The organism is Nostoc sp. DedQUE05 (genome assembly GCF_034530955.1).
Lineage (GTDB): Bacteria > Cyanobacteriota > Cyanobacteriia > Cyanobacteriales > Nostocaceae > Nostoc.
The window spans coordinates 12,012-35,818 of the sequence record NZ_JAVRCB010000050.1 but is presented as its reverse complement, the minus strand read 5'-3'; the positions used below and the strand labels follow the sequence as shown (position 1 = coordinate 35,818).

Genomic DNA, 23,807 nt, shown 5'->3' with positions numbered 1-23,807 from the left:
CCAATTTAATTAGAAAAAATCATCACCGTTCGTAACAGATTAAGACTTAGGAGTTTCAGGTCAACAAAAGCTCCTTAACTGCTTGCACAATCTGTCCACCATTGGCGATATCACTGGCAATTTTGGCGATGTGTTCGTCTAGGGCTTGTTCGTGGTCATTCCAGATGTAAGGTCTGTCGGCAGAAGGCGCTTGTCCGACGACATCACGGATTGCTAGATATAAATTTCTGGTTGCTGGCGAGAGGGTGACGCGGGCATCATAATGTCCAACAGTTTTGTATGTGCGTAAATCAACCGATTGCACACCAAACATCAAAGCGATCGCTATATATTGTTGAAAGATTTCTACTGATTGACGTGCTAAATTTGCGGAAGCAAAACCTTGGCTGTTGATATTTTGGTTATATTGTTCTGCGTGAGTGGGAAAACGATCGGCTATAGAATTTCCATAGAAGGTTAACAGAGGCATAATCGAGTTGCCAGTAATTTGCAATCCCTTCAATCCCATGTTTACAACTCGATCTGTGTTACCAACTAAAGATGGAGATAGCCCATTGTTAAATTCTGGTGCAACCAAGTACGCTATTTGGACATCCAAGTGTTTAGCTAACAACCCGATGTAATAACGCAATTGATCCATGCCTACACCAATGTACTGCCCTAAGAAATTACCGCCATGATAACTTGCTTGGTTTTCTACATCGATAAGTGGGTTGTCAGTTACAGAGTTAATTTCTACCTCAATTTGTTTTTTAATTTGGTCAAAACCATCGACAATTGGCCCCATATATTGAGGCAAACAACGCAGTGAATAACGATCTTGAATCGGATGTTCGCCGCGATAGTTGTGAGCGCCATTTAACTCGTCTCTAACTAACTGTGAACCTTCTAACAGGTTGAGCATTTGGCTAGCAGCCCATTTTTGTCCTGAATGTGGTTTGAGTTTATGGATAAATGGGTGAAATGATTGATTAGTCCCATTTAAACCTTGAATAGCTAAGGCGTGGGCAGCCATTGACAATCCTAAAAGATTTTTGGTGTCGTAGACGCAATTAGCGGCGATACCTGTCATGACTGAAGTACCATTCATCATTGCTAACCCTTCTTTAGGAAGTAGGTGCAATGGCTCTAAATTCAGCTTTTTGAGTGCTGTTAGGGCATTTATTTCTTCACCGTTAAAGTCAACGGTGTAACTGGAATTTAAACCAATCAATGCTCCGGTAATATATGCTAAGGGTGTTAAATCACCACTAGCACCAATGGAACCAAATTCGCAGACATGAGGTGTAACACCAGCATTCAGAAATATCAACATCCGCTTGAGGATTTCTAAACGAATCCCCGATGCACCACTAATGTGAGAATTCACACGTAGCAGCATGGCAGCCCGAACATCAACTAGAGGTATTTTTTTACCTGCACCTACTTTGTGATACCACATCAAATTATTTTGTAGTAAAGTCGCAGATTCAGGAGAAATTACCACGTTTGCCATACCACCAAAACCAGTTGTCACCCCATAAATAGGTTCACCAGATTCAACGGCATTACGAATATAATCGCAGGATGCTTGAATATTACCCAGTTTTTCTGGATCGTCAGTTAAACGTACCTGTTTGCCATAACGCGCTACACTAATTACTTCTTCAACAGTGAGATTGCGATCGCCTACGACTACAGCATCATCAGAACTAGGGACAAAAGAAAAAGCTGTTTTCTGCCCAGTGTTTGTACTTAAGCTAACTGTATTCATGTTTTCTAGAGTTTGTTGTGACTAAAGTTTTCAATCTTGGCTGACGAGCTAACAATTCTTAAAGAACCCCAATCTTCCAATTTACTAAAGATGTCTGCGATTGAGTGACTTTACTGTTTGTGTATCTTGGTTCTTGCCAACGACCAAAGAATTTGCCCAGAGGAGTGATTTCTTTCATAAATTGCTCAAAGTTAGGAAAATTGAGCGATTGAGGCCCATCTGAAAGGGCTTTTTGAGGGTTAGGGTGAACCTCAACCATTAGCGAATCACAACCAGCCGCGATCGCAGCCAGCGCCATTGATGTCACCAATTCCGATTTACCAGTAGCGTGGCTAGGATCGATCGCAATTGGAAGGTGAGTTAAATTACGCAAAACCGGAATTGCAGATATATCTAACGTGTTGCGTGTATATTCCCGATCAAAAGTTCTAATGCCTCGTTCGCACAAAATCACATTGGGATTTCCTGCTGCCAAAATATACTCTGCTGACATCAGCCAATCTTCAATAGTGGCTGACAAACCACGTTTGAGGAACACAGGTTTATTGGTTGCACCGACTTTTTTCAAAAGAGAAAAGTTTTGCATATTGCGTGCGCCAATTTGCAAAATATCTGCAACTGATGAAATTATTTCCAATTCAGCCGCATCCATTACCTCGGTAATAATGCCCAAGCCAGAAACCGATTTAGCTGTTGCTAACCAGTCCAAGGCACTTTCTCCATGTCCTTGGAAAGCATAAGGTGAAGTTCTAGGTTTGTAAGCACCTCCTCTGAGAAACTTTGCACCTGCGGCTTTGACTTTCAGTGCAGTTTCTACAATCATTTCTTCGCTTTCTACAGAACAGGGGCCTGCAATTACAACTAGAGGATGGTTTTGACCAAAGGTTATGGTTTCAGAGGGTGTAAACACCTTTACTTCACTGGGTTCACCATGACGAAACTCTAAACTAGTGCGTTTGAATGGCTTCTTTATCCGTAGCACTTGCTCAATAAAAGGGCTTAAATTTTGCACTTGGCGCACGTCGATTTCTGCCGTATCACCAATTAAACCAATAGCTACTTTGTGTTTACCTACAGAGATTTCTGGGACAACATTCCAGCGTGAAAGTTCTGTGAGCAATGAGTCAATTTCTTGTCGAGGAGAACCGGATTTCATGACAATAATCATCGTTTCAACATCCTTCTAAAATATGTATGCAATTAACTTGTACAAATCTGAAGTTGTGTAATTACTTAGCTTAAAAACCAGGAAATAATGGCGTTCAGTAGTTTTACTGTTGCCAATGACTTACACAATATCTGAGAACTTCATGTAACACAGCAACCTTTTCTGCTGCTTTAGGTGCAGTTTCTCCACCTGGAACATGCAGAAAAGTGCATTGACAGCTTTTCTGCAATTTTTACCCGAAAAATAAGACTTTTTGTGCTTTGTAGAGTCAACTAACCGATATGATTGGTCAGATTCACTCGTTGGAGGAAAGGGATTTCCAGCAGTTGATGTTACCTCTAGCCCAATACAAGCGCATCGAGCAAGCCCGCGCCTAAGTCTTACATACTCTGGAAGATTATTCTGCTCAAAGGGTGAGGAATCGTTCTCCTTAATGCTTGATACTTGAGTCTTGAATTGCAAAAACTATCAAAACAACTAAGTGATGAAAGACGATCGATTAGAGATGCAAGACCCCCGGCAGCAATATCCCGCTCCGCCCTTTCCTCAACAACCACAGCCCGTACCAGGACTTGCTCAAAAGATGCAGCCCCAACCGGATCACGGTGAGCAGAGCTACATTGGATGTGGAAAACTTGCAGGTCGGAAGGCATTAGTCACCGGAGCCGATTCTGGTATCGGGCGTGCTGTTGCGATCGCATTTGCGCGAGAAGGTGCTGATGTCGCGATCGGCTATCTTAAGAGCGAAGAGGCTGATGCTCAAGAAGTCATCCAATTGATTGAACAATCAGGGCGCAAAGCAGTTGCGCTTCCGGGTGACATCACCGACGAGCATTTTTGCCAAAAGCTGGTGACAGATGCAGTGCAATCTTTGAACGGTTTAGATATTCTGGTGAACAATGCTGGCGCACAGACATCTTACCCATCAATTAGCGACATCACAACTGAGCATTTCGATAAAGTGATGAAGACAAACCTCTACGCGCTATTTTGGATTACCAAAGCTGCCGTTCCACATCTTAAACCCGGAGCATCAATTATTAACACCACTTCGATTCAGGCATATCAACCTTCAGCGAGTCTGCTTGACTATGCGATGACCAAAGCCGGCATTGAGAATTTCAGCAAATCTCTCGCCAAACAGATGATCGAGAAAGGAGTGCGCGTTAATGCAGTCGCACCCGGTCCATTCTGGACTCCGCTACAGCCGAGTGGTGGTCAGACCCAGGAGAAGATCGAGAAATTTGGTTCTGAAGTTCCGCTCGGAAGACCTGGGCAACCTGTGGAAATTGCTCCTGTGTATGTGTTGCTTGCTTCCCAAGAAGGCAGCTACATCACCGGAGAAGTTTATGGTGTAACAGGCGGCATCGGGATTGCCTAGTTCAAAATGTTGAAACGACTCTAGGAGAACTTTTATAAGAGTCACCGATCTTGAAAATAGGGAAAACCTTCAAATTAATTCTGGTTGGTTAACTGCGATCGCCACCGGCTTATGGCGGCCCTGCAAGCTGCGGCGTTAATTTTGGGGAGTGAGCCGACACCAAGTGCGATCGCTCCCTATCTGCAAGTCCTAGCCCAGTTGAGGAAAATCAGAGGTGGACAGTAGAGAAGCGGATGCCATCTGTGATACGCTGGCTGATGCTGACTTCTAATCTTTGTAATGCCAACTTGAAGATTATTCGTTTTTTGCATAAAGCACGAAACTTGAGGTGAATAGTATTATATAACGGTATCTATTATGGATAAACCGGGGACAAGATTAATTGTCTCCCATATAATTTACTTCTATCAAAAACTGCTCTGGATAACTCCAGGGCAGTTTTATGTTGAGCCGATTAGCCCTAGTTTAGTAATCGCTATGATATTAGATAGAGTTTTATCATTCATCAGGTGCCAAATAATCAACACAAGCAATGCCAACTGTGTCAAAGAGAGATGGAATATTTAACTGTCCATCACTTAATTCCACGACAAAATACCAAACGCAAAAAACAAGACCCAGGCCCAACAGCAAATATCTGTTCTGCCTGCCATCGACAGATTCATGTTTTATTCGATAATAAGCTGCTGGCCCTTGAACTCAACACACTAGACAAGCTCAAAAGTGAGCCGCAAATGCAAAAATTCTTGGTTTGGGTAAAAAAACAAGACCCTGGTAAGCGAGTTTCAGTCCATCGCTAAAAAGTAAGGTGGATAGTGTGTTCTGTGTTACATCACCATGCACTGAAGCTATAGAAAAGAAACAGAAACCTTAAAAATGACACTAAAGTATAAATCTTGCGTATGTATGACGACAACAGCAAAAGTATTTATTAACTTTATTTACAATTTTTCGGTTAAAAACTAGAGCATTTTTTGGATATTATCGTCCAAAATCCTTTTATTTAGATTTTATAGCCCAATTACGCACCTTCTACCCCAATTTATTATTAGTTCTTGGGGTTATTGTAGTTAGGCAGCAGAACTATATTGCTATCATCTCGCCCAAAATGACCCCTGTTATGTGCTTTTTTCAAAATTCTTTCAGAAGGGGATTAGGATGAATACCGCCGCACGCGAAGTTATTTTTGATTACACGAATACCGTCCAAGCCCAGAAAACAGAAGAGATTCCCCCAACCGCGCTCTTTGAGCAGTATGATACTGCCGCCGTCATGGGCGGACTCTACGGCGATGGGATCGTTGGGTTGAAAGGCGCATTCGAGCCGACCTGGGCAGATCGCCTTGGTGAGGATATTGAGGTTCTCTTCTCTGAAGCGCTTGCGCGTCCGGGAGGAGCAGTGGGGCGCGGGCCCAACCGATACTACGTAGAGATTCACCCGGAGAGGATCGGGGGATTTCTCGATCTGGTCACACATCCTTGGGTAGTGGCAGTGTCAACCGCAGTCCTTGGAGAGGACTACAAAATCGTAGAGATTGGGTTTGACGTGCCTCTGACTGGCTCCATGAATCAGCCCTGGCACCGCGACTTTCCCGCACCCGAAGCCACTCTGACAGGACGCAGGCTCAACTCGCTTGCCTTCAACTTAACCACCGTGGATGTCGAAGAGGACATGGGGCCGTTCGAGATAGCACTCGGTACCCAGTGGGATCGGCCAATCGGCTTCAAACACGAAATGTTTCCGCCAAAATCTCTCTACGACCGATACCAGGAGCGTGCTGTCAGGAAGCTCCCAAAGCGTGGAGATATATCTGTCCGGTCAGCGCTGACCATTCATCGGGGTACTGCCAACCAATCCCAAAAATCCCGCCCGACGCTAGTGCTTGGTGTGGATGCTCCAGATGCCCAAAACGCAAAGCGGCACGATCTCCAGTTCACTCGTGCTTATTACAAAACTATACCCGCAGAACAGCGAAAGCACTTCGCCTGCCGAATCGTCGATGAACTAGAACCTATCGTACAAGCGCATACGATTGAGGGACTCATCATGGGGGAGTCTTAACATCACCCCAGTTCAGGTTAAAACACATTGTTAGCATATAGCAATCTGATTTGATTTCTGAATTAATCGTAGGGACTAGGGACTGGGGACTGGGGACTGGGAAGAAGGAATAAAGCTGTACTGAGTTTTTTTCACGCAATCAAATATGAGTCCTATATAAAAATTACGTGTATTTCCGGGCTGATGGGGCTGGGTGGGGGGAAGGTGAAAAGCTGCGGACGCGTAAATGCCTTGATTGTAGCAATGTTCAGTTATTTACATAAGTTGAAAAAACAATCGCTAATAAATGTTCAGTGCGGTTAAAATTGTGATTTCTTAATATTGCAACAATTATTGTTGCAACATGAAGCCATTGTGGAGAATTCCCATAATCTTAACTGCGATCGCTGGAGCTATCATCACTGACGTTGGTAATTGCGATGCCTGCGGCGGGCTACGCCTACGCATCAATCGGGTGTATTCTAGTGGGCTGGAGGAATCGGTACAGAAGTTTTTGGAGTCGTTAGGAAAGCTGAATCGGGCTTATTTGACGGCGTTGGAAGAAAAATTGTTGAATGTTTTGAAGTCAAAAATTAAAGTTTAGTTATCAATCTCTTATTTCATCAAACTTATTCTCGATGGGAGCAAACAGCAAGTAATAATTCTCAGAATAAGAATTGCTGTATAGTTTAAGTTATGCCAGATCATACTCTCAAGAGTTGCTCTATGATTGCTCTACCTGGTATTGCCATTCAAAACAAGATATATGAAAGTTCTAACTCTCTAGTTTATCGGGGCATCAGAGACGATGGAGTAGGGATCGCCGTAAAAATGCTCAAGCTTGATTATCCTTCTCCCCAAGAACTAACCCGCTACAGACAGGAATATAAAATTACCCGTTCCCTCACAGTGGAGGGAGTGGTGAAGGCATACAGTCAGCAGGATTATCAACGCACTCTGGTGATTATCTTAGAAGATTTTGGGGGAGAGTCCCTAGAGAAATGGATGCACAAGCGCCCAGATATCTTCTGCCCCATGCCCTTATCCACTTTTCTCGGTGCTGCGATCGCCCTCACCGAGATTCTAGGCAGAATCCATGCAGCCAGTGTCATTCATAAAGATATCAACCCTGGAAATATAGTTCTCAATCTGGATACTGGTGTTGTCAAAATTATTGACTTTGGAATTGCCACCCAATTTAACCGCACGAATCCGACTTTCAAAAGTCCTCATGTTTTAGAAGGGACACTCGCATACCTATCTCCAGAGCAAACCGGGCGGATGAACCGTTTACTCGATTACCGCACCGATTTTTACTCCCTTGGTGTGACATTTTACGAACTGCTCACCGGACAACTACCATTTTCCACCACAGATGTGCTGGAGCTAGTCCATTGTCATATTGCCAAACATCCTATTCCGCCTCATGAAATAAATACAACAATTCCCAAGCCAGTTTCAGATATCATTCTCAAACTGATGGCAAAAAATGCTGAAAATCGCTATCAAAGTGCCTGGGGCATCAAAGCGGATTTAGAAATCTGTGCTGAACAATTAGCAGAAATCGGTCAAATCTCTAGCATTCAACTGGCGCTTCAAGACGTTTCGGGTCAGTTTCAAATTCCCCAAAAACTGTATGGACGGGATAAGGAAGTTGCAATGTTACTGGCGGCGTTTGATCGTGTAGCCTGTCCAGAGTCAAATCGCGTTGCTTCTTTACCAAACAATTCAGAAACAACTTCACAAAGCGAACAAAGAGGCAAATCAAAATTCCAAGTCGAAATGATGTTGGTATCTGGCTATGCGGGAGTAGGTAAATCTGCGTTAGTGCAAGAAATCTATAAACCAATTACCCAAAAGCGCGGCTATTTTATCTCTGGTAAATTCGATCAATTTGGGCGCAATATTCCCTACAGTGCGATCGCAGATGCTCTGCAAAAATTGGTACAGCAATTGCTCAGTGAACCAGACGAACAAGTGCAACAGTGGCGATCGCTCTTACTTACAGCTTTGGGAAACAACGCACAAATCATCATTGATATCATCCCAGAAGTTGAATTAATTATCGGCAAGCAGTCGCCTTTACCAGAAGTGGGAGCAACTGAAGCTCAAAATCGCTTTCACAGAATCTTTGGGCAGTTCGTGCGGGTGTTTTGTTCAGAATCACATCCTCTGGCGATCTTCTTAGATGATTTGCAATGGATAGACTCAGCAACGCTGAATTTAATTGAGTTGATGCTGCTGGATGAGCAAGCCCAATCATTATTTTTAATTGGAGCTTATCGAGATAATGAAGTAAATCCAACGCATCCATTAGCATTAATGCTAGAGAGACTGCGAAAACAAGGGGCAGTACTTCAGGAAATTATCTTAGCACCCTTAACGCTTGAGCCGTTGAATCAGTTGATTGCCGAGACGCTACATCGGAATGCAGACACCGTTCGTCCATTAGCTGAGTTAGTTTTGCGTAAAACTGAGGGTAATCCGTTCTTTGTCAGTGAATTTTTGAGAATGCTGCGTAGCGAAAATTTATTGACCTTTTATGCTGAAGGCTTAAGCTGGCAGTGGAACATAGCTCAAATCCAAGCCCAAGATATCACTGATAATGTTGTGGAGTTGATGCTTCACAAGTTGAAGAAACTGCCAGAGAATACACAGCAAATTCTCCAGTTAGCAGCTTGTATCGGTGCTGAATTTAATTTAGATACGTTGTCGATTGTTTGCGATCGACCACCTGAAACGGTTTTTCAAGATTTACTAGCAGCTATACAAGTTGGATTAATTCAACCACTATCTGAATTAGATGAAAACTTGTTAATTCAAGAGTATAAGTTCTTGCACGATCGCGTGCAACAAGCCTCATACACCTTAATCGATGAGTCGCAAAAACAAATTGTTCATTTACAAATTGGTCGCAATCTCCTCCAAAAAACTTTGCTAGAGAGACTATCAGACCGACTGTTTGAAATTGTCGATCATCTTAATCATGGAATTGAGCTTGTCACAGATCGACTAGAACGCAATGAAATTGCTAGATTAAATTTAATCACAGGACAGAAAGCAAAAGCTGCGATCGCCTATAGTGTGGCTCAAAACTATTTAGCCAGAGGTAGAGCATGGCTAGCAGACTCCAGTTGGCAAACTAACTATGAGCTGACCTTAGAGTTATATACCCAAACAACAGAAGTCGCGTATTTGTGTGGCGAATTTGAGCAGGTAGAATCCTGGGCAGCGATCGTTCTGCAAGCAGCTAAAAGGGTTCTCGACATCGTGAAAGTTTACGAAGTCAAAATTCAAACTGACATCGCGCAGAACCAGCTATTAGAAGCAATCAACACTGGATTGCAAGTTTTGCAGCAACTGGGAATCAGTTTTCCTGAAACGCCAACTCAGTCAGACATTCAGCTTGAGCTAGACGCGATCACATCACTCATTGGCGAAAAGCCAATCGAGGACTTGCTCCATTTGCCGGAAATGACCGAAACGGACAAGTTGGCGGCGATGCGAATCTTATCAAGCATCACGATCGCTGCCTATGTTGCGGCTCCTGATTTGATGCCTCTGCTTGTGTCTAAACAAGTAAACTTATCTATTCAATCTGGGAATGCTGTTGTATCTCCCTTTGCCTATGCTTTTTACGGATTAATTCTTTGTGGAACGAGTGGGAACATTGAGATTGGGTACGAGTTTGGACAACTTGCGCTAAATCTATTGTCACACCTTAATGTTCATTCTCTCAGAGCTAGAACATTACTCATTGTGAATAACTTTATTATTCATTGGAAAAAGCATATTAAAAACACAATCCAGCCCTTGCTAGAAGCCTACCAAAGAGGTTTAGAAGTTGGAGATTTAGAGTTTGCTGCTTATTGTGCTCATTGTTATTGCTTCCAATCCTACGCAGTTGGAAAGGAACTCGTAGAAGTTGAGCGCGAGATGACGAAATACAATGAAGCAATTCGTCAAATCAAACAGAAAACGGCGCTAACCTGGAACCAAATATATCAGCAGGCGATCGCAAATTTGATGGGCTTTTCGGTCAGCCTAACTCGCCTAGTTGGCGAATTCTACAATGAAGAAAGTGGATTGCCACAACATGAAACAGCAAATGATGGAACGTCAACCTTTGATGTCTATTTCAATAAACTTATCCTGTGTTACCTATTTTCTGAATACGCTCAGGCAGTTGAAAACTCAACCATAGCAGAACGTTATTTAATCCGAATAACAGGCACACCTGTTGCCCCTTTTTACTATCTATATGATGCGCTGGCAAGACTCGCCATATACTCTGAAAGCAGCACTCAAGTGCAAGAGGAACTCATCAAAAAAGTTACGGTTAGTCAGGAGAAAATGAAGCAATGGGCACAGTATGCGCCAATGAATTGTTTGCATAAATATCATCTGGTGCAAGCAGAGACTGCACGAGTTCTAAGTCAGTGGTTTGAAGCAGAGGAATTCTATGAACAAGCAATTCAAGGAGCCAGGGAAAATGAATATATCCAGGAAGAAGCGTTAGCATACGAGTTAGCTGCTAAACATTATCTAGTGCGAGGTCGGCAAAAGATCGCCCAAACCTACATGAAAGAAGCTCACTACTGCTATAAACGGTGGGGAGCAACTGCGAAAGTCAAAGATTTAGAAACTCGCTATCCGCAGCTATTTCCTGAACAGTCGAGCGTGGCTTTCACACCAATCTGCACTACTGCTGAAACCACTTCTAATACCTCACACATCGCTTTTGATTTAACGGCAGTAATGAAGGCAACTCAGGCGATTTCGAGCGAAATTGAACTAGATCGGCTGCTCCGTTCCTTGATGAAGATATTAATCGAAAATGCTGGCGCACAAACAGGATTTTTGATTTTAGAAAACTCAGGAAAATGGGTGATTGAAGCGTCTAGTGAACTTAAGGAGGGTGAGAATATCTATGTTACACAAGTGCTGCAATCTATCCCACCTGCAAATCATCTACCTGAATCAATTATTAATTATGTTATTCGTACTCATGAATCTGTCATCTTAAATGATGCTACTCGTGAAGGTAATTTTATTAATGAGCCATATATTCAACAGAATCAAACTCAATCAATTTTATGTCTGCCTCTGCTCAATCAAGGTAAGCTAGTGGGCGTGTTGTATCTAGAAAATAAATTAGCGGCTGGAGCATTTACACCAGAGCGAGTCTCTTTCACTGCGGGAGGCTGCGCCAACGGAAACGCTACGCGATCGCAAGTTCTGAATCTACTTTCTACTCAAGCAGCGATCGCGATTGAAAATGCTAGACTCTACTCAAAGCTCCGGGCTAGCGAAAGTCAAATGACTCAATTTTTAGAAGCGATTCCAGTGGGAATTGGCATTATTGACGCGACAGGTCGCCCTTACTATGTCAATGAGCGGGGAATTGAGCTTATGGGTAAAGGCGTTGATCCTGCTGCGACACCGGAACAACTTTCAGAAATTTATCAATTTTACATGACGGGAACGGATCAAATCTATCCGTCAGAGAGACTGCCAATTATCCGGGCGTTGAGTGGCGAACGCACCAAGACTGACGATATAGATATTCGCCAAAACAACGCAACTATTTCATCTGAGGCATGGGGAACTCCAGTCTTTGACGAACAGGGCAATGTGGTTTATGCGATCGCAGCCTTTCAAGACATCACAGAGCGTAAACAAACCGAACGTCTCTTAGCCAATTACAATCGTACCCTGGAGCAACAAGTAGCCCAACGAACGGCAGCTTTACAGCAAAGTGAAGCAGAATTGCGCCATCGGGAACAGGAATTACGACTGATTGCCAATGCTCTACCAGTTCTGATCAGCTATGTAGATGCCAATCGATGTTATCAATTCATCAACCATACCTATGAAGTCTGGTTTAACCGTAGCCGCGATGAAATTTTGGGCAACCCTGTTCGCCAACTTCTCGGTGAGGCGGTTTATCAACGAATTGAGCCGTACATTAATCAGGTGTTTGCAGGGCAAACGGTATCTCTAGAAACAGAGATCCCTTTTGGGCTTGGGAAGCGATGCCTCAACGTGACCTTGATCCCTGATTTCGATGACAATGCTCAAGTGAGAGGCTTCTACAGTCTCATGACAGATATTAGCGAACGCAAACAAGCAGAAGAAGTGTTGCGTCAGTCCGAGGCTCAATTTCGGGAACAGGCAATCCTCTCCGATTTTCGCGCCGATGTGGATAGTGCCTTGGCTCAAAGTGCTAGTTTGCCCTTGATACTGCATCGCTGTGCCCAAGCCGTTGTTAAGCACTTTAATGCGGCATTTGCTCGGATTTGGACGCTAAATAAAGACAATAATGTTTTGGAGTTACAAGCCAGTGCGGGGATGTATACCCGTCTTGACGGTGAATACAGTCGAATTCCTGTAGGTAGCGTCAAAGTTGGACAAATTGCTCAGGAACGCTGTCCTCTGTTGACTAACAATGTGTTTGATGAATCATCCATTGATAAAGAATGGGCAAAACGAGAAGGCATGGTGGCATTTGCGGGCTATCCGATACTGCTGGATGAGCAGCTTGTTGGCGTGATAGCGATGTTTACTCGACATCCCATTCCGTCGTCCAACTTTGAGGCGTTGGAGTTTTCAGCCCGTGAGATTGCATTAGGAATTAGACGCAAACAGGCAGAAGAAGCGTTGCAAGCCTCCGAAGCAGAACTTCGGGCGCTCTTTTGTGCAATGCCCGATCCGCTCTTGGTAGTAAATGCAGAAGGGCGGATTTTGAGAGCAAGCCTGATCGAGTCAGAGAAATTATCTAACCCGATTGACGAACAGGTGGGTCGAACATTTTCCGAGATTTTTGAGCGATCGCAAGCCGATACATTTCTTGGCTGTATTCGGCAAGCATTAAGCACTCAGCAGCCCCTAACGGTTGAGTATAGCTCGATCGTGGGAGGGTGGAAAACCTGGTTTGCAACTCGCATCTCGCCCATCTCAGAACATTCTGTCATTTGGCTGGCAAGAGATATCAGCGATCGCAAACGAGCTGAAGAAGCCTCGATTCTAGAAGAACGCAATCACATGGCGCGGGAAATTCACGACACTTTAGCCCAAGCGTTTACAGGTATTATCATTCATGCTCGCTCTGCCGCCAATAAGGTAACGGCAGACCCAGAAAAAGCGCAAACTCTCCTGACTCAGATCCTCGACTTAGCCCGTTCTGGGCTTGCGGAGGCACGTCGTTCAGTAGAGGCACTACACCGCCCATACCTTTTAGAGAGCAGTAACTTACAGGATGCCTTAAGCCATCTTACTGCTCAATTAGACTCCTCGATCGCAACCCAAATCGTCTACGAAGTCATGGGTACGCCCTATCCCCTATCCTCCGATCTGGAAAATAATCTGTTTCGGATTGGGCAGGAAGCTTTGACAAATGCAATCAAACATGCTAAAGCACGTGAAATCCACATTGAACTGATCTATGAACCGACCCAATGCAGCTTGCGAATTAAAGACGATGGGCAGGGATTTAATGTAGAAAACCAGGCAATACAGAATGGCTTTGGTCTACTGGGGATGGCAGAACGGGCTGAACGCATTAGCGCTGAATTAAAGATTCAAAGTGACTTAGAGCAAGGGACAGAAATTATGGTATCTATTAATCGAGGGTAAGTCAGCATGAATCAGCCTAGTAGCATTCGCGTTCTGGTTGTGGACGATCATCCTGTTGTCCGCCAGGGCTTGATCGGAATGTTAGAGGAGGCTCCAGATATTATCATTGTTGGTCAGGGGCGAAATGGGCATGAGGCGATCGCAGTTTTTCAGCAACAGCAACCTGATGTGACTTTGATGGATTTACGGATGCCCGATATGGGAGGTGTTCAGGCGATTACGCTTATTTGCAATGAGTTTTCCAATGCCCGAATTATTGTGCTGACCACGTATGACACCGATGAAGAGATTTATCGAGGATTACGAGCCGGGGCAAAGGGTTATTTACTGAAGGACTCTGAGCCAGAGGAATTATTGATAGCAATTCGGACAGTGAGCAGGGGACAACAGTATATTCCCCTCAACGTGGCTGCCAAGCTAGTCCAACGGATGACTGCTCCAGAACTGAGCGATCGTGAGTTAGAAGTTCTCCAGTTAGTTGGACAGGGCATGAGCAACCAGGAAATTAGCACTGCTCTCAATATTAGTGAAAGTACGGTGAAGACTCATATCAACCGAATTTTAAGCAAGCTAGATGTCAAAGATCGTACCCAGGCAGCCATTATTGCGTTGAAACGCGGAATTGCTAGCTTATGAAAGCAAAGATGGTACTTCTGCCTGGGTTAAATATCATATTTTAGTCTCTGAGGCAATCAAACCTGAGTTTGATTCGTTTTACTCCCTCAAATTGACTCATCCTCAATCATTTTGTTGATTAAAATACAGACTCTGAATTGACGACAAGTCTAAGCAAGTCTCATACATTAAACTCATACAAACGATTATAGGCTTGAAGGAAAGAAATTTCAGAGGGCACACGATGAATCTCTTTTCCTCAAAGATTTAGAATGAGCGATGTTATTCCTGACGACACACCTGGCGACCCTTGCGGTAACTGCGAAGCAGAGCGCAATCAATTAGTTGTACCTCCTTCTGAGCAAGACCATCGACAAGGATCGTTGAATGCTCGCGTTGTGCTTGTTGAGTATGGGGATTATCAGTGTCCCCAATGTAGTGAACTTTATACCTCAATTCAGGCAATTCAACGCCAGCTTGAGGCGACCTTATTCGGGAGAGATTTTCTATGCTTTGTATTCCGACATTTTCCTCAACCTCAAATCCATCCTCAAGCTCAAAAAGCAGCAGCAGCAACAGAAGCAGCAGCAGCACAAGGGCAGTTTTGGCAGATGCACGAGATGCTATCGAAGCATCAGCAAGAGCTAGAAGATGGGTATTTAGCAGAATACGCTGACAATTTAGGGCTTGATGTAACTCAGTTTATTCGAGACATTGCCCAAAAAGTGCATGTCGATCGCATCAATCAAGACATTGCTAGCGGAATGGATAGTGGGGTAGTTAGCACTCCGGCTTTATTTATCAATGGTGTGCGTTATAGAGACGCTTTAGAGCTTGAGCCGCTACTTGTTGCGATCGTTGGAGCTTCTCATGGCTAGTATTTTCTTAAGAAGGCAGAAGTACGAAGGCAGAGGGCAGAAGGGAATCCCCCTAAATTTATTTATGGGATTTAACTTTTGACACAGTAAATATGCGCTGCGCCACTCGTTATACAAATTTATTTATTTTTTCATAAATAAATTTAGGGGCTTGTGTCCCTTGATTGCTGAGGGCAAAAATTGTATTTCTTCCTCCTGCCTCCTGCCCTCTGCCTTTCTTCAGTCAATAAATGGACTAACGTGCGCGAACTGCCGTAAATGAGGAATCTGATTGATGAGCAGTCTTCTCAAGCAAGTTGTAGCTCAAGTTTCCAGAACGGTGCCATTGCAGACGGTTTTGATTGTGCCGTTTGTGCTGCAAACTTTGGTGACAGTCGGCTTAGTGGGGTATTTTTCCTTCCAAAATAGACAGGAAGCCATCAACGATCTCGCCAGTCAACTGCGGCGCGAACTGACAAACCGGATCGAAGGCAAACTACAAACCTATACCGAGATACCCCATAACATCAATCGGCTCAATGCCAGCACCTTCGCTCAGGGAAAAATTGACCCTAGCGCAGTCAAAGGTGAGTTTCCCCTCTGGCAGCAAATTCAGATTTATCCAATGGTGAGTGATATCTACTGTGGCGATCGCAAAGGTTCTCTTCTAGGAGTGCGACGTAGCCCTGGCGATCGCTCAATTGAACTGCGGTCGAGTAATGTTGCTACAGATCGTCAACTCTACGGCTACAGCCTCGATCGCAATGGTCAGCGAGACCAGTTAATCAGTCAAGGCAACAAAGCTTTCGATGCGCGGGTTCGTCCCTGGTATAAAGCAGCAGTGACGGCAGGCGAACCAATCTGGAGTGGAATTTATGCCGACTTTGCTAGCCAGTTGCCAACGATCACCGCCAGTACGCCTGTCTATAGCACTGCCGATCGATCGCTGTTGGGAGTCTGTGCCACCGATGTATTTCTGCCTAATGAGATGAGCCTTTTTTTGGCTAGCCTGCAAATTGGCAAGACAGGCATCGCCTTTATTCTAGAGCGATCGGGGCAACTGGTTGCCACCTCCACCGGAGAGGCGATTATTAGTAGTGGGGCGGCAGCAAATCGATTGTCCGCAGTTGAGAGCCGTAACCCTACCGTGCGAGCTACTGCTGCCTATTTGCGCGAGCATTTCAGCGATTTGTGGCAGATTCAGACTACGGAACAGCTTGATTTTAAGTTCGATGGCAGGCGGCAGTTGCTTCAGGTGGTGCCATTCAAAGATAATCGTGGGCTGGATTGGCTGATTGTCACGGTGTTGCCTGAATCCGATTTCATGGCCAAGATTAATCAAAGCATCCACACGACGATTCTGCTTTGTATTGCGGCTTTGCTGCTTGGCATTGCGATCTGCATTTTGATTGCCCGATGGATCGCTAAACCGATTGTCAGCGTCAGTCAATCGGCAAAAGCGCTAGCAGACGGTGCATGGGATCAGACGGTAGAAATTGAGCGATCGGGCGATTTGGGCGAACTGGCTCGATCGTTCAACCAGATGGCACAGCAGCTTCAAATCGCATTTGCCAAAATGCAGTCTTTAAACCAGACCCTCGCCCAAAGTGAAACCCGCCTCCAGAAAATTTTAGAGTCGGTTCCGGTAGGAATTGTAGTTATGGATGCAACAGGCCGCCCTTATTACGCAAATCAGAAGGCAATCCAACTCTTGGGCAAGGGCGTGCTGCCGTCTGTCACCCCAGAGCAAATTGCCGAGGTCTATCAACTCTATGTGGCAGGAACCGATCGCCCCTACCCAACCGAACAACTGATGATTAGGCGAGCGCTAAACGGCGAACAGGGCAGTGTGGATGATATCGAAATTCATCAGGGGAATCGCATCATTCCGATCGAAAGTTGGGGAACTCCAATTTTTGATGAGTCTGGCAACATTCTGTATGCGATCGCAGCCTTTCAAGACATCACCGAACGTAAACAAGCAGAGAAGCTTTTAGCAGAATACAATCGCACCCTAGAGCAACAAGTTGCCCAACGAACGACAGCATTGCAGGCAAGCGAAGCAGAGCTACGCGGTGTCTACGACGAGCTTCGCTTACAGGAGCAGGAATTACGACTGATTGCCGACGCTCTACCCGTTTTGATTAGCTACGTCGATGCCAATTGCTGCTTTCAATTTATCAACCATACATACGAGGTTTGGTTCAACCGTAGCCGCGATCAAATTTTGGGCAACCCTGTTCGTCAACTGCTCGGTGAGGCGGTTTATGAACGGATTGAGCCGTATATTGATCGGGTGTTTGCAGGGCAAACTGTCCCTCTAGAAGCAGAAATCCCTTTTTTGGATGATAAGCGGTGCATCAGCGCCACCTTTATTCCTGATTTCGATGACAATGCTCAGATAAGAGGTTTCTACAGTCTCATGACAGATATTAGCGATCGTAAACGAGCTGAACACACTTCTATCTTAGAAGAACGCAACCGGATGGCGCGAGAAATTCATGATACACTAGCTCAATCTTTCACAGGTATTCTGCTTCAAGTTGGAGCAGTAACACAAGTGCTGGCGGATGACCCGGAAGCAACCCAAGTACATCTGGAAATGATTGAGGAACTAGCACGCGCTGGGCTAGCAGGGACACGGCGATCCGTGTCAGCACTCCGTCCGCGGCTACTAGAAGAAGGTAATTTAGAGAGTGCCTTGCATCGTATTGTGGCTCAAATGCTAGCAACGACCGACACGGCTCTGATTTGCGAAACTCAGGGTATAGCCTATTCCTTATCAGCCGAAGTGGAGAATAACTTACTTAGAATTGGGCAGGAAGCATTAACCAATGCGATTAAATACGCTGATGCTGCCGAAATTCGGGTTGAGTTAGTGTATAACGAAACACAGTGTATTTTACGGGTTAAAGACGATGGCAGGGGCTTTGGAGTAGGTAGCACTCCTTTGAGCGGTGGGTTTGGCTTATTAGGAATGAGCGAACGGGCAGAGCGCATTGGCGCACAACTATTGATTCAAAGCCAACCTGGTCAAGGAACAGAAATTATTGTCACTATCAACCCTTGAGTGAGAATTACAATGAGCCAATCCACTACGATTCGGGTGCTGATTGTTGACGACCATGCCATAGTCAGAAAGGGTCTAGCAACCATCATTAACCGCGATCCAGAAATGACAGCGATCGCTCAAGCTGAAGATGGACAGCAGGCGATCGCCGCGTTTCGAGAATACCAACCTAATGTCACACTAATGGATTTACGAATGCCCAAAATGGGAGGTGTTGAAGCAATTATGGCGATTTGTGCTGAATTTAAGCAGGCTCGAATCGCGGTACTCACAACCTACGATGGCGATGAAGATATCTATCGCGGTTTACAGGCGGGCGCTCAAGGCTATCTGCTTAAGGATGCTAAACCTGGCGAGCTTTTGAATGCGATTCGCGCTATTCATAATGGTCAGAAATACATTCCGCCAGAAGTGGGCGCAAAATTATTGCAGCGAATGAGCAATCCAGAACTGAGTGAACGAGAGTTGGAAGTGTTGCGTTTGATGGCACAAGGAATGGGTAATCAGGAAATTGGGACTGTTTTGATTATTGGTGAAAGTACCGTCAAATCTCATGTGAATCGGATTTTAAGCAAACTGGGCGTGAGCGATCGCACACAAGCTGTGATTACTGCTGTTAAGCGTGGGATTGTCAATTTGTAAATAAGTTGTACTCAAGTTGAAATTTGGATTCCAACTTTAGTTGGAGGCAACCTTCCATTTTGAGATGGACTGATTTATCAATCACTCTATTGAGCAAAAGTTTCAACTTTTAGAGGACGACAAGTTAGAGTTAATTGCATATATTTGTACACAAAGCCGCCAAAGCTTCAACAAAAGTATGTAAACGTTTAGTTGCTCACTGGCGGCGAAATCCTCTAGTTAATTGATGCCAAAGAATATTTAGAATTGGTAAAAAAGGCGGAATACAATTATGCATGTTTGGAATTTGGCTAAAGGTTTAGGAGTCGTAATCGTTGGCGCAATAGCTTTCTCTGGAAACTCTGCTATTGCCAAAATCAATCAGGGTGTGACTCTAGAGAATAATCTGAATGCACCTACCTTAAACACAGCGATTAAAAAGCACAATACATTAGGAGACGATGCCCTAAAAATTAATTACAGCATCAAACAAACTCAATCTCAAAATAGAAATGCTGCTCTAGATAAGAAAAAAACTTTGCTAGCAGGCTGCCGGCCATGGTCGTGTATTTAAGCCTTAGAGGATGTTTGAAAAGTATTTTTGGTAACTTCTGAGGCTCGGAAACCTAACCCCCCTAGCCCCCTTCCCTACAAGGGAATGGGAATTTCAAAGCCTCTCCTCGAAGTAGAAAGAGGCTTTGAAGAGAGGTTTCTGGTATACCTTATTACATTTCGTTAACGCACCATCTAATTTTCTTCTGAATGACTTAGACCTTTCCAAAAACTAGATTTTAGCTCAGGTAGTACAAGGATTTCAGAAGAGATCGCTGGCGATGAGCATTTTCTTTTTCGGAGGTCTCAGTGAGTTTTGAGAGCGATCGCAGTTTGTTATTCGTCCCACCTTCAACACAAGATCGCATAAAAGGTGTACTGAATGCGATTGTAGTGTTGGTGATGTATGGGGACTATCAATCTCAAGAGAGTGCAAATGTTGACAGGCTGATTAAAGTCATTGGGCGACAACTTAGTGTTTCTTTAGGGGAGAATTATTTATGTTTTATCTTCCGTCATTTTCCACAAATTCAGATTCATCCACATGCTCAAAGGGCAGCACAAGCCGCAGAAGCAGCAGCGGCTCAAGGGCAGTTTTGGCAAATGCATGAGATGCTGTTTATCTATCAACAGGAATTGGGAAATGGCTATCTAGTGGAGTATGCCAATCGTTTAGGACTTGATATTTCTCAATTTTTGCAGGATTTATCCAAAGGAGCATATGTCAATCGGATCAATACGGACATCGAAAGTGGACTACGAAGTGGAGTGGAGGCTGCACCCGCTTTGTTTATTAATGGAATTCGCTATCTCGATCGCTGGACTGTTGAGCAGATAATGGCAGCTATTGTTGCTGCAAATGATTAAGGTTTTTGATGCTTATCCTAACAAGTATTTCAGCAGGGAGTATTTCATAACTTCTATACCGACGACAAGAACCAGAGATTTCAGCAATTTAGCAAGAATACAGAGGCGATCGCAATGATAGTTTTTACATGGAAAAAAGTTCAAAAAATGTTGCTGTGGTTATTTGCATTAAGTGTTGTCGTTGTCATATCAATGCATCCAACATCAGCCACCTCCAAGGAATTACCTCAAGCGTCCAACTCTAAACCTGCGATCGTTCTCGTTCATGGGGCTTATGCTGATGGTACATCATGGCAACACGTTATTCCATTGTTGGAGAAAGATGGCTATAGAGTAACTGCTGTGCAGATTCCGCTCACCTCGCTTGCTGATGATGTGGCAACGACGAAGCGGGTGATTGATGCTCAAAAGGGTTCTGTTGTTGTAGTCGGACATTCTTATGGTGGAAATGTAATCACGGGTGCGGCGGCTGGCAATTCACAGGTGAAAGCTCTGGTTTATGTTAATGCTTTCGCACCAGATGTCGGTGAAAAGACGAGTGATTTGAATAAAAAGTACGCAGCACCTCCGATTAGTACGGCGATCGTGTCTGATGCTGCAAACTTTCTCTATGTAGATCGCGGGAAGTTTCACGAATTTTTTGCCCAGGACGTATCAAAGGCTGAAGCACGAGTGATGGCAGCAACCCAAAAGCCGATCGCCAGCGCAGCCTTTGAGCAATCAGTGAATGAAATTGCTTGGAAAACGATTCCTTCCTGGTTTATCGTGACTCAAAGCGATCGCGCCATCAACCCTGAACTTCAACGATTTATGGCTAAACGGATTAATGCTAAGACAACCGAAGTTAACTCCAGCCATGTTCCTTTTATCTCTCATCCAAAAGAGGTTGCCAAAGTGATTGAAGCAGCAAGTACTGCTGTGAAGTAATCGCAATTGTAAGAGAAGCAGTTTCTCAGTACAAATAAATAGAACAGACCTAGTTATTGACTAACAGTATTTCAGCGATCGCTCTTTAAATCAGTTCATTCTTGACTCCATTTATCCATTGTAGATAACAGAGGAAGAGAACTTTATGACTAATTATGACTACATTGTAATTGGTGCAGGTTCGGCTGGTTGTGTGGTTGCCAATCGTCTAACCAAAGACTGTGACACAACCGTGTTACTCCTCGAAGCGGGCAACCCAGCTACAAAACCAGAAATTCAAATTCCGGCGCAGTGCTTTAGCCTAATAGGCTCTGAAGTAGATTGGGGTTACGTTTCTGAGCCGGAACCCTACCTGAATTACCGCAAAATGTTTTGTTCCCGTGGCAAAGTCTTGGGGGGCAGCAGTTCGATTAATTTCATGATGTATGTCCGGGGCAATCCTCAAGATTACGATCGCTGGCAGGAATTAGGAAATCCCGGTTGGTCGTACCTTGATGCCTTGCCCTATTTCAAGAAATCGGAGCAGCAGCAGCGAGGCGCGTCAGAATTTCACGGGGTTGATGGGGAGTTGAGCGTTACCGATTTGATGTCCCCTGCTGTGGTTTCCCAACGCTTTGTAGATGCCTGTGTATCAATGGGATACAACTACAATCCTGATTTTAATGGTGTACAGCAACAAGGGGTAGGACTTTATCAGTTGACGGTCAAAGATGGTAAACGGCACAGTGCTGCTGCTGCTTTTCTTCTACCCATTTTCCATCGTCCCAATTTGACTGTAACGACTGGGGCATTGGTGACGCGATTGCTGTTTGAAGGCACTCGCTGTGTGGGAGTAGAATATCTGCATGAAGGTAGGCTCCACCAGGTCAGAGTCAACCAAGAAGTGATTTTAAGTACGGGTACGTTTGATTCGCCCAAACTGCTAATGCTTTCTGGTATTGGGGATGCAGAATATCTGCAAGCGATGGGAATTTCTGTGATTGCAGATTTGCCGGGTGTCGGTCAAAACCTTCAGGATCACATTCTCACTTGTGTCGTTCAAGCAGCTACTCAAGATATACACCCTGCCATTACCAGTAATGGAGTTGAAGCCGGATTATTTTTGCATAGCAAAGGGAATGTGGAGGCTGCACCCGATTTGCAGTTCTTTTTCGGCCCGATTCAATTCTTGTCACCTGGTTATACTCCTGCTGATTTTGGATTTACAGGTGCAGTCTCTCTTACCCGTCTCCAAAATGTTGGCAGCGTTCGTTTGCGTTCATCTAATTTCAACGATCCACCAACCATACGGATGAATTATCTACAAAGTCAAGCTGATGTGCAGAAGTTGGTTGAGGGAGTGAAATTAATCCGCCAATTGTTTCAGAACAGTGCCTTTGATGAGTTTCGTGGCAAAGAAATTGCTCCGGGTTCCCAAATTCAGATTGATGCAGCACTCGAAGCTTACATTCGGGACACTTGCAGCACTGTATGGCATCCGGTTGGCACTTGCAAAATGGGCATTGACCCAATGGCAGTGGTAAACCCTGAACTACGGGTACATGGAATTCAAGGTCTTCGTGTGGTTGATGCATCAATCATGCCAACAATTACCACAGGCAACACAAACGCACCCACTATCATGATTTCTGAGAAGGCAGCAGATTTAATTAAAGCGGAGCGTACTTCGCAAAGTGTTCTTAACAAGCTTAATGTTCAAAATCTGACACACTCATCTATTTAGGAGTTCGGAAATCTCTTTTTTCAAGAGTTTATCGGACGCTTCGCTTTAGCGCTCGGTTTCTATGACGTACTGGCATTGACGGTATGAACGCCTGCTTTATTTGAGTCGCAAGCTTGAGCATTCATGACACAATTCATTAGAAATATCTATTCCATGACACAATCGTTCTGGCTTCTTGGTTCTCGCCTCACCATCCTCGCCGATCGCACCACGACTGATGGTAAATACGACCTGATTGAAGGCTATTCTCCTCCTGGTATGCAGACTCCACCCCATCGCCATACACGCTATTCCGAACAACTTTATGTGCTCCAAGGAGAGTACACTGTCTGGCTTGGTAAAAACAAGGTTGTGCTAGGCATAGGTGAAAGTGTTCTGATTCCTATGGGCATACCCCATGTTGTTGCTACACTCGGCGATCGACCAGCTCGTGCGTTAGTCGTTTCTGCCCCCAGTGCCTTTGCTCAACTAATTGCTGCAACAGGGACGCTAAACGAGAATGAGGCACCTGATTTGGAATTGTTCATTCGCATCTCTACCGAAATTGGCGACGAAATTCTGGGTGTACCTGGAGATATCCCTTAGAGATTAGTTAGTA

16 protein-coding genes are annotated in these 23,807 nt (G+C 44.5%); 14 read left to right on the top strand and 2 right to left on the bottom strand.

Annotation, left to right across the window (positions count from 1 at the left end; translation table 11 throughout):
- Positions 1-55: 55 nt before the first annotated feature.
- Positions 56-1,753: an aromatic amino acid ammonia-lyase gene (locus RMZ42_RS28730; RefSeq protein ID WP_322674614.1), complete on the bottom strand. Its 1,698-nt coding sequence runs from the start codon at positions 1,751-1,753 to the stop codon at positions 56-58.
- Between the two features lie 58 nt (positions 1,754-1,811).
- Complete coding sequence (gene aroF / locus RMZ42_RS28725; RefSeq protein ID WP_322674613.1) at positions 1,812-2,921, bottom strand: 3-deoxy-7-phosphoheptulonate synthase; 1,110 nt, start codon at positions 2,919-2,921, stop codon at positions 1,812-1,814.
- A 484-nt stretch (positions 2,922-3,405) separates the two neighbouring features.
- Here aroF and RMZ42_RS28720 point away from each other — a divergent pair, with 484 nt between their 5' ends.
- From RMZ42_RS28720 to RMZ42_RS28655, 14 genes are all read left to right on the top strand, one after another.
- The gene (locus RMZ42_RS28720) at positions 3,406-4,302 is read left to right on the top strand and encodes an SDR family oxidoreductase (RefSeq protein WP_322674612.1); all 897 of its coding nucleotides are present in this window, start codon (positions 3,406-3,408) and stop codon (positions 4,300-4,302) included.
- A gap of 509 nt (positions 4,303-4,811) precedes the next feature.
- The gene (locus tag RMZ42_RS28715) at positions 4,812-5,102 is read left to right on the top strand and encodes an HNH endonuclease (protein ID WP_322674611.1); all 291 of its coding nucleotides are present in this window, start codon (positions 4,812-4,814) and stop codon (positions 5,100-5,102) included.
- Between the two features lie 358 nt (positions 5,103-5,460).
- On the top strand, positions 5,461-6,363 hold the full coding sequence (locus RMZ42_RS28710; RefSeq protein ID WP_322674610.1) for a phytanoyl-CoA dioxygenase family protein: 903 nt from the start codon (positions 5,461-5,463) through the stop codon (positions 6,361-6,363).
- A gap of 343 nt (positions 6,364-6,706) precedes the next feature.
- The gene (locus RMZ42_RS28705) at positions 6,707-6,946 is read left to right on the top strand and encodes a hypothetical protein (RefSeq protein ID WP_322674609.1); all 240 of its coding nucleotides are present in this window, start codon (positions 6,707-6,709) and stop codon (positions 6,944-6,946) included.
- Between the two features lie 122 nt (positions 6,947-7,068).
- Positions 7,069-13,977, top strand: coding sequence for a protein kinase domain-containing protein (locus tag RMZ42_RS28700; RefSeq protein WP_322674608.1), 6,909 nt, complete (start codon positions 7,069-7,071; stop codon positions 13,975-13,977).
- Positions 13,978-13,983: 6 nt separating this feature from the next.
- Positions 13,984-14,613 carry a response regulator transcription factor gene (locus tag RMZ42_RS28695; protein WP_322674607.1) on the top strand — a complete coding sequence of 210 codons (630 nt, stop codon included), beginning with the start codon at positions 13,984-13,986 and terminating at the stop codon, positions 14,611-14,613.
- Positions 14,614-14,864: 251 nt separating this feature from the next.
- Positions 14,865-15,470 (top strand): DsbA family protein, encoded by a 606-nt coding sequence (locus tag RMZ42_RS28690; RefSeq protein ID WP_322674606.1) that lies wholly within the window; start codon positions 14,865-14,867, stop codon positions 15,468-15,470.
- Positions 15,471-15,744: 274 nt separating this feature from the next.
- Positions 15,745-18,519 carry a PAS domain-containing protein gene (locus tag RMZ42_RS28685; RefSeq protein ID WP_322674605.1) on the top strand — a complete coding sequence of 925 codons (2,775 nt, stop codon included), beginning with the start codon at positions 15,745-15,747 and terminating at the stop codon, positions 18,517-18,519.
- A gap of 12 nt (positions 18,520-18,531) precedes the next feature.
- Positions 18,532-19,161: a response regulator transcription factor gene (locus RMZ42_RS28680; RefSeq protein WP_322674604.1), complete on the top strand. Its 630-nt coding sequence runs from the start codon at positions 18,532-18,534 to the stop codon at positions 19,159-19,161.
- A gap of 271 nt (positions 19,162-19,432) precedes the next feature.
- On the top strand, positions 19,433-19,714 hold the full coding sequence (locus RMZ42_RS28675) for a hypothetical protein (protein WP_322674603.1): 282 nt from the start codon (positions 19,433-19,435) through the stop codon (positions 19,712-19,714).
- A 287-nt stretch (positions 19,715-20,001) separates the two neighbouring features.
- A complete protein-coding gene (locus RMZ42_RS28670; protein ID WP_322674602.1) occupies positions 20,002-20,559 on the top strand; it encodes a DsbA family protein in 558 nt (185 codons plus the stop codon).
- Between the two features lie 114 nt (positions 20,560-20,673).
- Positions 20,674-21,486: an alpha/beta hydrolase gene (locus RMZ42_RS28665; RefSeq protein WP_322674601.1), complete on the top strand. Its 813-nt coding sequence runs from the start codon at positions 20,674-20,676 to the stop codon at positions 21,484-21,486.
- Between the two features lie 145 nt (positions 21,487-21,631).
- Positions 21,632-23,209, top strand: coding sequence for a GMC family oxidoreductase (locus RMZ42_RS28660; protein WP_322674600.1), 1,578 nt, complete (start codon positions 21,632-21,634; stop codon positions 23,207-23,209).
- Positions 23,210-23,332: 123 nt separating this feature from the next.
- A complete protein-coding gene (locus RMZ42_RS28655) occupies positions 23,333-23,794 on the top strand; it encodes a cupin domain-containing protein (RefSeq protein ID WP_322674599.1) in 462 nt (153 codons plus the stop codon).
- Positions 23,795-23,807: the final 13 nt, after the last annotated feature.